Below are 12,584 nucleotides of genomic sequence, written 5' to 3'. Positions count from 1 at the left end.
TCACCAGGGCGGCGCGAGGAGAATGACGGCGGCGGGGATGACGAGCGCCGACGCCAGCGCGCGGGCGCGTCCGGCGGTGTTCCCGCGCAGCAGCGCGATGGTCGCCATGACCAGCAGGGCGACCACCGCGGCGGGCCAGAGCCAAAAGCCCGGCACGTACTCCACCCACCCCGGCGCGGCCTTGTCCGCGGCGTCGGCCAGCAGCACTCCGCCGAGCAGCCCGGCGGTGACGTCCCCGGCGATCCCGTCGCGGCGGGCGACGTAGGCGGCCAGGCCGTACCCGAAGATGGCGACCAGCAGCACGTTGGTCTCGATGGCGCTGCCGCCGCCCCACGCCCGGGTGTCGAAGCCCTCGAAAAGGAGCGTGCCCGCCATCGAGGCCACCAGCGGGGCCAGCGCGGCGAGCAGGCTGCACAGCGCCGCCCAGCCGATCCCCGCGGCGGTGCCGCCCACGTAGACGGCCAGCAGGAAGTAGCCGTAGGGGTTGAAGACGGCGGTCACGCCGATGGGCAGGACGTGCGTGGCGACCACGCCGAAGACGCCGAACAGCAGGCCGAGCGCGAAGGCCGCCACCACCTGCCGGCCGATGCGCTCCTGCCTGCGGTCGTACTCGGCGAACCCCTCGTAACCGGGCTCGCCACCGGCTCCGGGAAGCGGCACATGCCCCGTCCCGTCCCGTTCGTCCCCCATGGAATCGGAAGCTGCCCGCCTCCGGGAAGGCTAACCGCCGAGCAGTTCCTCCCAGGCGCGGCGGGTGTCACCCGGCCGGGAGGTGTCAAGGGCCTCGGCGAGCCGCCACAGGCCCGGCCGGGCGCGCAGCCGGGCCCGGCCGAGCGGGTCGAGCGCGCGCAGCGCGAACCGCACGCCCAGGACGTCGATGGCGGCCGAACCCCGTGAGGCCGGGCCCGCGGCGGCGGCCAGCGGACCCGCGATGGCGCTGTCGCGCATCTGGTCGGCGAGCAGCGCCGCGACCTCGAAGGCGTACAGGCCGTCGCGCCACTCGATGTGCCAGCTGTGGTCGGCCCCACGCCACCAGGCGAGGTCGCGGCAGGACTCCACGATCTCGGTCTGCGCGGCCAGCGCGGCCATCACCCGCCCGAGCGCCTCGTAGCGGCGCGCGGCGGGCGCGATGAGGTCTTCGTCGATGCCCGGCAGGGCGGCCGGCCCGCGCGGAGGTCCCTGACGCGGTCCGCGGCCCGGGACCGTGCCGTCCTCCGGCCGCCGCCCGCGCCCTCTTCGCCGTTTGTTCGCCCCTGCGCCCACGAGGTCCAACTGTGATCGGGTAGGTCGGCATCCCGCAAGCCTCTGGCCGTATTCGGGGGTGGCTTCGGAATTGTCGGCCGCGTTGGCGGACGTCCGGCTTTGGTCTGCGCGGGCGCGGGCGAGAGCGGGGCGGGATGGAACCTTGATGCCCGGCTGTTCGTAGTGGGTGTGTAATGGGGTGCGGTGGACCCCGAGACGAGGGAGGCGGACGTGCCGCTGCGTGTGGCGATCGTTGGGTCGGGTCCTGCTGGGATCTATACGGCCGAGGCACTGACCAAGCAGTCGGTGGATCCGGTCGAGGTCGATGTGATCGAACGGCTGCCGACGCCGTACGGGCTGGTCCGGTACGGCGTGGCCCCCGACCACACCTCGATCAAGTCGATCGCGGGCTATCTGCGCCGGGTCCTTGAGCAGCCGGGCATCCGGTTCCTGGGCGGTGTGGAGCTGGGCCGCCATGTCACCGTCGATGACCTGAGCGCCTGCTACGACGCGGTGGTCTACTGCACCGGCGCGATGGTCGACCGGCGGATGAACATCCCCGGCGAAGACCTCCCCGGCAGCGTGGCCGCCACCGACTTCGTCAACTGGTACTGCGGGCACCCCGACGTGCCCGCCGACGCCTTCACTCTGGACAGCACCGAGGTCGCGGTCATCGGGGTCGGCAACGTCGCGGTCGACGTGGTGCGCATCCTGGCCAAGACCGCGGGCGAGCTGCGCTCGACCGACGTGCCCGAGGAGGTGCTGGGCGCGCTGGCCGACAGCCAGGTCAAGGCCATCCACATGATCGGCAGGCGCGGGCCCGAGCACGCCAAGTTCACCCTCAAGGAGCTGCGCGAGCTGGGCGAGCTGGCCAACGCCGACGTCTCCGTGCGGGCCGACGAGGCGGGCGACAGCGATGTCAGCGCCCTGTCCCGGCAGATCAGGGGCAACGTCGAGGTGCTGCGCGGCTGGGCGGCGCGCACTCCGGCGGGCCGCCCCCGGCGGCTGGACGTACGGTTCTGGCTGCGTCCCGTCGAGATCATCGGCACGGACCGGGTGGAGGGCGTACGCCTGGAGCGCACCGCGCTGTCCGACGGCAAGGTGGTGGGCACGGGCGTGTTCGAGACGATCCCGGCCGGGATGGTGCTGCGCTCGGTGGGCTACCAGAGCGTCCCGCTGCCCGGCGTGCCGTTCGACGAGCGCTCGGCGACGGTGCCGAACACGGCGGGCCGGATCGCAAGGGGCCAGTACGTCGCGGGGTGGCTCAAGCGCGGCCCGACCGGCGTGATCGGCACCAACAAGTCCGACGCGGCCGAGACCGTGCGCACCCTGCTGGCCGACCTGGCCGCCGAGCCCGCCCCGCCGCCCGCCGCGCGGCTGGACGACCTGCTCGCCGAGCGCGGCGTCCGGCCGATCACCTACACCGAGTGGCTGTCCATCGAGGCGGCAGAGGCCGAGCGGGCACGTTCGCTCGGCCGGGGCGAGCGGGTCAAGCTGGTCGGGCTGGCCGCGATGCTGGCCGCCTGCGGCAGGGAGCAGGCGCCGGCCTGATGCGGGTGACGCTCCCCGACCCGGCGGCGCTCATCCCGGGTTTCGCCGCGGCGTACGCCGGCCAGCGGGCCGCGGAGCGGGCGGGGGCCGAGCCCGCCTGGCAGCCGGTGCACACCGTCTACGTGCCCGCCGATGTCTTCCACGCCGGGACGCTCGCCGAGTGGGGCCGTACGGCGGCGGGGCTGCTGGCCGCGCACCTGCGCTCGCCCGGCGCGCTCGCCGGGGTGTTCGGCGTCTCCTCCCCCGCGCTCGCCGCCGAGGTCCACCGCCGGGTCGCCGCCAAGCTGGCCGCCGAGCCGGTGGAGGACCTGCGCATCGACTTCGAGGACGGCTACGGCGGCGGCGACGAGGACGCCCACGCCGAGTCCGCCGCCCGAGACGTGGCCGCGCTGCACGCGGCGGGGCGGCTGCCGCGGCGCTGGGGGGTGCGGGCCGGGTCGTTCGCCACCGGAGACCCGGTGCGGCCCCTGCGGACGCTGGACGGCTTCCTGACGGCCGTAACGGGCCTCGCCGGGGGTCTGCCACCCGGGTTCGTCATCACCTTCCCCAAAGTGCTTCAGGAGGCGTATCTCGGCCAGTTCGCCGGCTGCCTGGCGGCGCTGGAGCGCGGCCTCGGCCTCGCGGACGGCACGCTGCGGTTCGAGATGCAGGTGGACGACCCGCGCACGCTGCGCTTCCTGCGTCCCGGCCTGGTGGAGACGGCGGGCGGGAGACTGACCGCGGCCCGCTTAGGGGTGTCCGGTTACACGGCGGCCTGCGGCCTGACCCCGCACGAGCAGCGCCCGGACCACCCGGCGTGCGACCACGCCCGGCACGTGATGCAGACGGCCTTCGCGGGCACGGGGGTCGAACTGGCGGACGGCTCCCCCGCCGTCGTCCCGGCCACCGGCTCCGCCGCCGACGTACGCGCCCTGTGGCGCCGCCACGCGGGCCTGGTGGCCCACGCCCTGACCCACGGCTACTACCAGGGCGGTGACACCCACCCCGCCCACCTCGTGAGCCGCTACACGGCCACCTACACCTTCCATCTGGCCCACCGCGCCGACTACACCGCCCGGCTCCCAGAGGCCGGCCCGGCGACCCGCAAGGCCGTGACCACCGCCCTGACCCGCGCCCGCCACGCCCTCGACGACTGACGGGCCTTCAAGGCTCAGGTCTGGTCGGCGAGGGTGCGCCAGTGGCGGACGAGGGTGGGATCGACCGGCGCGTGCCAGGAGGGGCGGACGGCGCTGCCGACGTGGAAGGCCCGCACTCCGTAGTCGAGCAATGGCGGGACGTGTTCGGGGGCCAGTCCGCCGCCGGCGAGGATCAGGCCCGCGTCACCGGCTCCGGCGCGGGCGCGAAGGACGCCGAGGCCGCTCGCGACTCCCTCAGGGGAGCCCGCGGTGAGGACGGTCGCCAGGTTGGGCAGCAGCCGGACGGCCCGCCAAGCCGCCTGGACGTCGGCGGCGTGATCGACCGCGCGGTGGAAGGTCCATGGCAGCGGCGCGACGGCGTGGATCATCGCCTCCGTCGCGGCCAGGTCCACCGCGCCCTCATCGTCGAGGAAGCCGAACACGAATCCGGCCGCGCCGGCCTCGGCGAGGGCCCGCGCGCTCGCGCGGAGCCTTTCCAGCTGTTCGCCCGTCACGGTGAAGCCCGGTCCGGGCCGGAGCATCACCATCTGCGGGAGCGAGCACTCCTTGGCGATGTCCGCGACCGTCTCGGCCGCTGGCGTGAGGCCGTCGGACGCCATGTCGGCGACGACCTCCAGGCGGTCGGCGCCGCCTTGCTCGGCGGCGACGGCGTCGCGCACGTCCAGCGCGATCACCTCAAGCAGGGCTCCGGTCATGGATCGAGGCTATCGGCTGTGTTTCGCGGTCAGTACGGCATGCATCCCGAAATCGGGGCGCAGGCCCCCCGCCGGGGCCCTGTCGCGGGTCCCGGCGGGAGACGCCGCGGCCTACACCAGGGCCGGTGAGGTCTCGCGGCGGGCCGTACGGTCGAGCAGGTGGACGCGCGGCGCGCCCGTGGTGAGGCCCGCCGGACGCTGGAACAGCGCGCCGGAGGCGCGGTGCGGCAGGTCCACCGTCCGCAGGTGGGCGAACGCCCGCCCGCCGTAGTAGGACTGAAGCCGCTGGTTGTCCTTGGAGCAGTCCAGGCGCAGCCACCGGCGGCCCCGGTCGCGGGCCATCCCGCTCGCCCAGTCGAGCAGCGCGTCGCCGGCGCCCATGCCCGCGATCTCCCGGGAGACGGCGAGCTTGTGGACGTACAGCGCGTCGCCGGGGTGGTCGGCGGCGGTCCAGAAATCCGGGTCGGCGAATCCGTCGACCGCCACGACCGCCACCTGCGCCCGCCGTCCGGGACGGCCGGCGATGTCGGCGACGTAGAGCACGCCCTGCTCGATCAGCGGCTCGATCCGCTCGGGGCCGAAGCCGCCGCGCGGCCACTGGCGGACCCCCCGGCGGTGCAGCCACTCGGCGGCCTCGGCGAGCAGCCCGAGGGCGGCGGGGAGGTCGCCGCCGCCGGCCTGGCGGAGGGTGAGCGTCTGGGGGGACAGCACGAGGTTGGATTGCATGGTACTTCCCTTCGTTGCGATCTGTGTTTGGGTGAACACGAATCGTGCCTGAGTCAAGGCACACGGAAATGTCGGTACAAATCCGGATTTTTGGGGAAGTATCTAGCACCGCGCCGGCAAGATCACCGGGCGGTCACCGATGCCGCGATGGGTCAGCGGCGTTCCAGCTCGTACCGGATCAGGTGCTTGTCCGCTGGTAGCACCGACACGGCGACACGGACCGGCACGTCATCAGAGTCGTAACCGACCCTGACGTACTCCACGACAGGTGTGCCCGGCTCCAGTTCGAGCCGGGAACTTTCGGCCGGGGTGGGCATCCGCGCGGAGATGTCGTCCACCACCCGCACCTGGGGGTGCCCGAGCTCTTCGAGCACGCGGTTGGCCCCGCGCAGGATGTCGCCGGGCCGCACGATCTCCGAGTCGCGCACCAGGGCGTGCGGGAAGAAGGAGTCGTTGGTGTTGTACGGCTGGCCGTCCACGAACCGCAGCCGCCGCCGCACCACGGCGAGCCCGCCGTCGGGAAGTTCCAGCCGGATCGCGATGTCCTCCGGCGGCTCGACGATCGACACCTCGATGACCTGGCTCGGCTCGCGGCCCTCCTGGGACACCGCGAAGCCGAACGCCTCGCGCGGCACGCTGGCCGGCTGCGGTGTCAGCTCGCGCTGGGGGTACATCAGCAGCGGGCGGCGGTCGCGGACGATGCTGCCGCGCCGCGGGGTCCGGCTGATCAGCCCCTCGTTGACCAGCTCGCCGAGGGCGAGCCTGACCGTATTGCGACTGACCCCGTAGGAGGTCATGAGGTCGGCCTCGGTCGGAAGCTGGTCCCCGGGACCGAGGTCACCGGAGTAGATGGCCCTCCGTAGTTCTGAGGCCACCTGCTGGTACAGCGTCGACCGCGCCACATTCACCCCTTTTGTGCCAACGAATCTAGACGATCTGGTTCTAGTTTGAAACTCAGCCCTTGACCGCGCCCCCCTTTGAGCCTCATCATCCAAACGTTGGTACAAAACCATCGAAAGGTCGGCGAGGGGGTGACGGCCGGTGCTGTCGGTCCGTGCGGGCGCGCCAACACCGCCCTGGCACGATCCCTGCGACGCGACGCGTCTACTGCGCTACGCATCGCGACGCCACGGGTTCACCCACACCTACCAGAGCGATGGGGACGGGGTGTCCGTCAGGAGCGAAGGCGGGCACACGGCCGTTCATCCTGCGGACGGCCTCGCCGGGGCGGCACGCCTCGGCACCGGCCGGTACCGGCACCCGGGAGGCTCCGCCGAGAGCCTTTCCCCCCACCGGCTCCGGTCGCGGCCAATCGGCCTAGGACCTCATCCCTCGCCGGGGTTCTAACGCCGACGCGACCGGAAAGGGAGGTGTCCTGGCGGGTCCCCCACGCCCGCCAGGGCACCCTCCCGCCCGCAGCGGGCCACGACAAGCGAGAAACACGAAAAAGCGCCCCTGCGCGTCATCGCGCGGGGCGCCGGCCTGGATCAGGCGTCATGAGATGAGCGGCGCGGGCCGGGTCCACTTCGAGGACGCCCGGCCCGCACGTCGAGCGGGGATCAGCGGAACGAGTAGAACACCGTGACGCTGCCGTTGGTGGCGTTGGCGACGGTGCCGTTGATGTTGTTGACGTTGGCCGATCCGGCGCCGCCGGCCGCGGTGGTGACGAGCTTGCCGAACAGGTTGCCGGACTGGGCCGAGCGGTGGTTGCTCGCCCAGTTGGACCATCTGTCCGCGGACTCCGCCTGAGCGGGCGCCGCGACCAGCGCGGCGGTGGTGGCAGCGGCCAGGACGGCACCGGCGACGCACAGCTTCTTGATCACTTGATCTCCTTAGCGGTTGGACGCCGGACGGCCGCGGCGAAGGCCCGAAGGCCACCACACCCGGCCTTGACCCCCCGATCGACCGTCCGTAGACCTCAAGGTCAATTGCATCCCGATGCTATAGCCGAGAGTGACCAGAGCATAGCCCACAGTTATCAGAATTATCTTCTGTACCTGTCGGCACTTCAGCACCGTCAGCCCCCGCTCCCCCAGGATCCGCGCGGCCTGCTCCGCCGACAGGACCGCGCCCCGCAGGGCCCGCAGCCGGGTGTCGTCGACCTCGCCGAGGTCGGCTCCGCGCAGGTCGGCCCCCTCGAAACGGGTCTCCACCAGCCGGGTGCCGATCAGCCGCGAGCGCAGGAACACCGCCTTGGTGAAGTCGCAGCCGGAGAGGTTGGCCTCGTCGAGCCGGACGTCCTCGATCATCTCCCCGCGCAGCGTGCAGCCGGTCAGGTCGGCGAGGGTCAGGTTGCCGCCCGTGAAGCGGTAGCCGGTGCCGCGGCACCCGGACAGCACCGCGCCGATCATCCGGCAGCCGGTGAACACCGCGTCGGTCAGCAGCGCGTTGCCGAACTTGGCCGAGGTCAGGTCGACGTCGGTGAAGACCGCGTCGACCAGCTCGGCGTCCTCGAAGCGCACGCCGGACCCGCCGCCGCCGGAGAAGCGGGCGCCGTCGAGGTCGGCCCGCCGGAAGTCGGCACGGCCGAGCACGCACGCCTCGAAGACCGCCTCGAACAGGGAGAGACCCCGCAGGTCGGCCTGCGTGAGGTCGCACTCCCGGAAGACGTGCGGGCCGCCGTCGCGCAGCCGCTCCTCCAGGGAGGCGCTGGAAAGATCCTCCGACTCGAACTCCATACCGCGATTCAACCAGCGCCCACCGACAGGAACGCGCCCCGCTCAGGGGGCCAGCGGATGCAGGTCGCCAACCTCCCCGGAGAAGTGCCCGTCGATGCGGCCACTGAGGACTTCGGCGGCGGCCAGGCCGCAGACCCGGGCCGAGCCGTGCGTGGCGATGTGGACGGCGCCGAGGTCGCGGCGATTGGGCAGGCCCATCTCGACCACGACGGCGTCCGGGCGGGCGGCGAGCAGGTGGTCCAGGGCGGACATCTGCCAGGCGTGCCGGTGCGCGTCCCTGACCACCAGGACGAGCGGCCGGTCGTTCGCCGCGGAAAGGACCGCCTCCACGGCCCCTCCGGTGGCGGCGGAGGCCGTCAGCCTGGTCGTGGTGGTGCCGGGGACCAGTTCGGCGAGCGGGCCGCCGATCCCCCACGGGGTGCCCTTGTCGATCGCCAGGTTCATCTCCGGCGCGAACTCCAGCACGTACGCCGGGCCGCCCAGCGGAACGCAGGCGTCGGCCGAGCGGCGGGTGACCCGCAGCGCGCGGCGGGCGGCCCGCAGGCCGAGCGGAGATCCGTCCAGTCCCGCGCCGGGGTCGCCCTCGCGGTTGGCGGCGACGGTCCAGGTCGCCAGTTCGCGTACCCGGCCCGCAGCCTCGGCCAGGCGCTCCTCGCTCAGCCGTCCGCCGGTCACCGCGTCGGCGATGGCGTCCCTGGCCGCCTCGGCGGTCTTCTCGTCGGCGTGCTCGCCGCCGATGCAGATCGCGTCGGCCCCGGCCGCGATGGCCAGCGCGGACGCGCCGCCGATGCCGTACGGGCCGGACACGGCCGACATCTCGATCGCGTCGGTCACGACCAGCCCGGTGAAGCCCATCTCCTCACGCAGCAGCCCGGTGAGCACCCTGGGGCTGAGCGTGGCGGGCCGGTCGTCGTCCAGGGCCGGGATGAGCAGGTGCCCGGTCATGACCGCGCGCACGCCCGCCTCGATGGCGGAGCGGAACGGCAGCAGCGGCACCTTCCACAGCTCCTCCTCCGTGGCGTCCACGTACGGCACGGCGTGGTGGGAGTCGATGGCGGTGTCGCCGTGTCCCGGGTAGTGCTTGACGCACGCGGCGACGCCCGCCGACTGCATGCCGCGGACCGAGGCGACGGTGTGCCGCGCCACGAGTTCAGGATCGGCGCCGAACGAGCGCAGCCCGATGACCGGGTTGTCCGGGTTGGAGTTGACGTCGGCGGAGGGCGCGAAGTTGATCGTCACCCCGGCGGCGGCGAGGTCCAGCCCGAGACCCCGGGCGATCGCCTCGGTCAGCTCGACGTCGTCCACGACCCCGAGGGCGAAGCTGCCCGGCCTGCTGCTGCCGCCCGTGACCTCCAGCCGGGTGACCTCCCCGGACTCCTCGTCGATGCCGACGAGCAGGTCGGGTTTCTCCGCCCGTAGCGCGGCGGTGAGGCCGGCGACCTGCTCAGGGTCGCGGATGTTCCTGGAGAACAGCACCACCCCCGCGAGTCCGTCGCCGAGCCGGCGTCTCAGCCAGTCGGGGGGCGTGGTTCCGGTGAATCCCGGAAGAAGGACCTCATCGGCCAGGCGCAGCAGCTCGTGGTCGCGTCGGCTCATGCGTCACCGCTCTTGGGCATGCCGACAATCTAATAGGAAACTTTCCTAATTGCTAGGGGGCTGATCACGCGATTTCAGCCCCGCGTCAGATATCAAGCCTTTCAAGCGATCCCCTTCCACTCCGAACATCGCCACCGTCCGGACCGGGGAGCCGGGCCGGTCCACGAAGTCCACGACGCGGTAGGCGAGTTCCAGTCCGTCCGGCCCCGCCGTGCCCGACATGTAACCGCGATGGCCGTCGTGGAAGCGGATGTGCGGGTTGGCCGCCAGGATCGCGGCGTTGTCCGTCGCGGGCGGCGCGCTGGTGATCGCGGTGCCCACGAACTCCACGCCCACCGGCCGCCCGGCGTCGTCGGCGAGGTCGCAGGCCCAGTTGTTGTGCACATCTCCGCTCAGTACGACCAGGCCGCCGTCCACCGCGGAGAGCACGCGGGCCCGCTGGGCCGGGAAGGCGTCCCAGGCGTCCGTGCTGAGCGACCCGTCGGGGAACTGCCTGCGGGCGAAGAACGTCGGCTGGACGAGCACCTTCCACCGGGCCGTCGAGGCATCCAGCCGCCCGACCAGCCACTCCTCCTGCGCGCGGCCGAGCATGTCCCCCGGCTCGCGGTACTGCCGCGCGTCCAGGACCAGGAAGTCGGCGACCCGGCCGTAGGGCCGCCAGCGGTACATGTGCAGCCCGGTGCCGACCGGGCGGACCCGCAGCGGGAAGTGCTCGTAGTACGCCTGGTAGGCGGCCGTGCGGCGGCGCAGGAACTCCTCGGGGTCGGAGCCGTCGCCCGGCCGCGTTCCCGCGTAGTTGTCGCGCACCTCGTGGTCGTCCCAGATCGGGGTCCAGGGGGCCGCCGCGTGCGCGGCCCGCAGGTCGGCGTCGGTGCGGTAGCGGGCGTACCGGTTGCGGTAGTCGCGCAGCGTGCGGCAGGTGCGCTCGGGCCTTTCCAGCGGCCGGACGTACCGGCCGGGCGGCGGATCGGCGGGCCTGCCCCCCTCGTAGATGTAGTCGCCGACGTGGAAGACGATGTCGGGCCGCTCGTCCGCGATGTGGCCGAGCGCGGAGAAGTGGCCGTGCTCGTAGCGCTGGCAGGAGGCGGCCGCGAACCGCACCGGGTCGCCCGACTCGCGGGCCGGGGCGGTCCTGGTACGGCCCGCCGGGCTCGTGGCCCCGCCGGACGCGGCCGGGACCGAGAAGCGGTAGTGGTAGTCGGCGGCCGGGCGCAGGCCGTCCACCTTGACGTGCACGCTGTGCGCCCACTGCGGCCCGGCCTGCGCCGTGCCGGTCGCGACGATCTTGGTGAACCGCTCGTCCTCGGCCACCTGCCAGCGCACCGGGACCGTCTCGGCCGGCATCCCGCCCGGGCGGCCGGGGTCGAGGCCGACCGGGTCGGGCGCGAGCCGGGTCCAGATGATCACGCCGCTGGACGTGGGCTCGCCGGACGCCACACCAAGGGTGAAGGGATATCCGATCTTCGCCATGACACGATCGTCGCGTAGAGAGATACCCGATGTACCCGGTTCGGGTGGAGTGTTTGGTTTGCAAGGATAAGTGAGGAAATAGTGGAATATGAGGGTACTGAGGGTGAGAGCTTGCGAACCCGTATCGTCAACAAGCGATTCGGCGAGGGCCCATAATGGTGGGCGTGAACACGGGTAAGGCGACCCCTGTCTCGGACCGCCGCGATCATCTCGTCCGGCTGGCCGCCGAGATCTTCGCGCGCAAGGGCTTCCAGGCGACCACCGTCCGCGAGATCGCGCAGGAGGCCGGGATCCACTCGGGCAGCCTCTACCACCACTTCGACTCCAAGGAGAGCATCGTCGATGAGGTGCTCGCGAGCTTCCTCCGCGACCTGATCGGCCGTTACCGCACCGCCCTGGCCCGCGGCGGCGAGCCGCGCGCCGTGCTGTCCGACATGGTCCGCATCGGGTTCGCCACGCTGGAGCCGCACCGGGCCGCCATCACCGTCATGCAGAACGACTGGAGCTACCTGCGCTCGCTGCCCGGCGACCGGTTCGACTACCTGGTCAAGGCCGAGGACGAGGTCGAGCGCATGTGGGTCGACCAGATCATGAGCGGCCAGGCCAGGGGCCAGTTGCGCGCCGACATCGACCCCAAGCTCGCCTACCGCACCATCCGCGACACGATCTGGGTGACCGTGCGCTGGTTCCGCTCCGACGGCCCGCTCGACACCGGCGCGCTGGCCGAGCACTACATCACGGTGCTGTTCGACGGCCTTTCCACGGGCGAGCGCACCAGCCAGCGCGCATGAACGCGCTGCGCGAGGAGATCCGGCTGGCGCTCACCACCGCGGCCGAGCCCACCAAGGCCGAGGCCATGCGCGCCTACATGAAATCCGACATGCCCTTCCTGGGCGTGCAGGCCGTCCCGCGCCGGGCGGCGCTGAAGAAGGTCTTCGCCCGCCACCGCATCCCGGCCGCCCCCGAGTGGCGCAAGACCTCGCTGGCCATCTGGCGCGCGGCCGAATACCGCGAGGAGCGCTACGCGGCGATCGAGCTGACCGGCTACCGCTACTACCGGCCCTGGCAGACCCTCTACACGCTGCCGATGTACGAAGAGATGATCGTCACCGGCGCGTGGTGGGACTACGTCGACGACCTGGCCGTCCATCGCATCGGCGGCCTGCTCGCCGCCTTCCCCGACACCATGCGCCCGCTCATGCTCGACTGGTCGCGGGCCGATGATCTGTGGAAGCGCCGCGCGTCCATCCTGTCGCAGAATCGCTTCCGCCACGACACCGACCTGGGCCTGCTCTACGCCTGCATCGAGCCCAGCCTGTCCGACACCGACTTCTTCGCCCGCAAGGCGATCGGCTGGGCGCTGCGCGAGTACGCGAAGGTCGATCCCCGCGAGGTGGTCCGCTACGTCGAGCACAAGGGCATCAGCGGGCTCAGCCGCCGCGAGGCGCTGCGCAACGTGCTCGACGCCTGAGCCCTGTCTGTCCCTCGCT

General features: G+C 72.4%; 13 protein-coding genes. 4 read left to right on the top strand and 9 right to left on the bottom strand.

Annotated features, from left to right (window positions below; translation table 11 throughout):
- A complete protein-coding gene (locus DP939_RS40710; RefSeq protein ID WP_147268336.1) occupies positions 1 to 690 on the bottom strand; it encodes a hypothetical protein in 690 nt (229 codons plus the stop codon).
- 30 nt (positions 691 to 720) lie between these two features.
- The gene (locus DP939_RS40705) at positions 721 to 1,263 is read right to left on the bottom strand and encodes a hypothetical protein (protein WP_225878809.1); all 543 of its coding nucleotides are present in this window, start codon (positions 1,261 to 1,263) and stop codon (positions 721 to 723) included.
- Between the two features lie 210 nt (positions 1,264 to 1,473).
- Here DP939_RS40705 and DP939_RS40700 point away from each other — a divergent pair, with 210 nt between their 5' ends.
- Both DP939_RS40700 and DP939_RS40695 read left to right on the top strand, forming a co-directional pair.
- Positions 1,474 to 2,793, top strand: coding sequence for an FAD-dependent oxidoreductase (locus DP939_RS40700; protein ID WP_113986216.1), 1,320 nt, complete (start codon positions 1,474 to 1,476; stop codon positions 2,791 to 2,793).
- Positions 2,793 to 3,929 (top strand): DUF6986 family protein, encoded by a 1,137-nt coding sequence (locus DP939_RS40695; RefSeq protein WP_113986184.1) that lies wholly within the window; start codon positions 2,793 to 2,795, stop codon positions 3,927 to 3,929. The genes DP939_RS40700 and DP939_RS40695 overlap by 1 nt, the downstream gene beginning before the upstream one ends.
- Before the next feature lie 14 nt (positions 3,930 to 3,943).
- Here the strand turns inward: DP939_RS40695 and DP939_RS40690 are convergent, their stop codons facing one another.
- The 7 genes from DP939_RS40690 to DP939_RS40660 form a co-directional block, all read right to left on the bottom strand.
- Entirely contained in the window at positions 3,944 to 4,624 is a 681-nt protein-coding gene (locus DP939_RS40690) for a copper homeostasis protein CutC (protein WP_113986183.1), read from the bottom strand.
- 111 nt (positions 4,625 to 4,735) lie between these two features.
- Positions 4,736 to 5,350 (bottom strand): GNAT family N-acetyltransferase, encoded by a 615-nt coding sequence (locus DP939_RS40685; RefSeq protein ID WP_113986182.1) that lies wholly within the window; start codon positions 5,348 to 5,350, stop codon positions 4,736 to 4,738.
- A 152-nt stretch (positions 5,351 to 5,502) separates the two neighbouring features.
- Entirely contained in the window at positions 5,503 to 6,252 is a 750-nt protein-coding gene (locus DP939_RS40680) for a GntR family transcriptional regulator (RefSeq protein ID WP_113986181.1), read from the bottom strand.
- Positions 6,253 to 6,909: 657 nt separating this feature from the next.
- On the bottom strand, positions 6,910 to 7,173 hold the full coding sequence (locus tag DP939_RS40675) for a hypothetical protein (protein WP_113986180.1): 264 nt from the start codon (positions 7,171 to 7,173) through the stop codon (positions 6,910 to 6,912).
- 9 nt (positions 7,174 to 7,182) lie between these two features.
- Complete coding sequence (locus DP939_RS40670; protein WP_113986179.1) at positions 7,183 to 8,028, bottom strand: pentapeptide repeat-containing protein; 846 nt, start codon at positions 8,026 to 8,028, stop codon at positions 7,183 to 7,185.
- A 42-nt stretch (positions 8,029 to 8,070) separates the two neighbouring features.
- Complete coding sequence (locus tag DP939_RS40665) at positions 8,071 to 9,624, bottom strand: glycoside hydrolase family 3 protein (protein ID WP_113986178.1); 1,554 nt, start codon at positions 9,622 to 9,624, stop codon at positions 8,071 to 8,073.
- Between the two features lie 45 nt (positions 9,625 to 9,669).
- The gene (locus tag DP939_RS40660; RefSeq protein ID WP_113986177.1) at positions 9,670 to 11,094 is read right to left on the bottom strand and encodes an alkaline phosphatase D family protein; all 1,425 of its coding nucleotides are present in this window, start codon (positions 11,092 to 11,094) and stop codon (positions 9,670 to 9,672) included.
- A gap of 164 nt (positions 11,095 to 11,258) precedes the next feature.
- On the opposite strand from DP939_RS40660, the gene DP939_RS40655 reads away from it, so the two are divergent.
- A complete protein-coding gene (locus DP939_RS40655) occupies positions 11,259 to 11,885 on the top strand; it encodes a TetR/AcrR family transcriptional regulator (protein WP_225878805.1) in 627 nt (208 codons plus the stop codon).
- Complete coding sequence (locus tag DP939_RS40650) at positions 11,882 to 12,565, top strand: DNA alkylation repair protein (RefSeq protein WP_113986175.1); 684 nt, start codon at positions 11,882 to 11,884, stop codon at positions 12,563 to 12,565. Before DP939_RS40655 ends, DP939_RS40650 begins: the two co-directional genes overlap by 4 nt.
- The last annotated feature ends 19 nt before the right edge of the window (positions 12,566 to 12,584 follow it).

The organism is Spongiactinospora rosea (genome assembly GCF_003315795.1).
GTDB classification, from domain to species: domain Bacteria; phylum Actinomycetota; class Actinomycetes; order Streptosporangiales; family Streptosporangiaceae; genus Spongiactinospora; species Spongiactinospora rosea.
The sequence above is the reverse complement of the archived record's forward strand: the minus strand, read 5'-3'. Positions and strand labels throughout refer to the sequence as shown.

What these genes read in the sequence shown, in the direction of transcription:
- DP939_RS40710 (WP_147268336.1), bottom strand. Translation starts at nt 690, where the DNA reads ATGGGGGACGAACGGGACGGGACGGGGCATGTGCCGCTTCCCGGAGCC.
- DP939_RS40695 (WP_113986184.1), top strand. Translation starts at nt 2,793, where the DNA reads ATGCGGGTGACGCTCCCCGACCCGGCGGCGCTCATCCCGGGTTTCGCC.
- DP939_RS40690 (WP_113986183.1), bottom strand. Translation starts at nt 4,624, where the DNA reads ATGACCGGAGCCCTGCTTGAGGTGATCGCGCTGGACGTGCGCGACGCC.
- DP939_RS40685 (WP_113986182.1), bottom strand. Translation starts at nt 5,350, where the DNA reads ATGCAATCCAACCTCGTGCTGTCCCCCCAGACGCTCACCCTCCGCCAG.
- DP939_RS40670 (WP_113986179.1), bottom strand. Translation starts at nt 8,028, where the DNA reads ATGGAGTTCGAGTCGGAGGATCTTTCCAGCGCCTCCCTGGAGGAGCGG.
- DP939_RS40665 (WP_113986178.1), bottom strand. Translation starts at nt 9,624, where the DNA reads ATGAGCCGACGCGACCACGAGCTGCTGCGCCTGGCCGATGAGGTCCTT.
- DP939_RS40660 (WP_113986177.1), bottom strand. Translation starts at nt 11,094, where the DNA reads ATGGCGAAGATCGGATATCCCTTCACCCTTGGTGTGGCGTCCGGCGAG.
- DP939_RS40650 (WP_113986175.1), top strand. Translation starts at nt 11,882, where the DNA reads ATGAACGCGCTGCGCGAGGAGATCCGGCTGGCGCTCACCACCGCGGCC.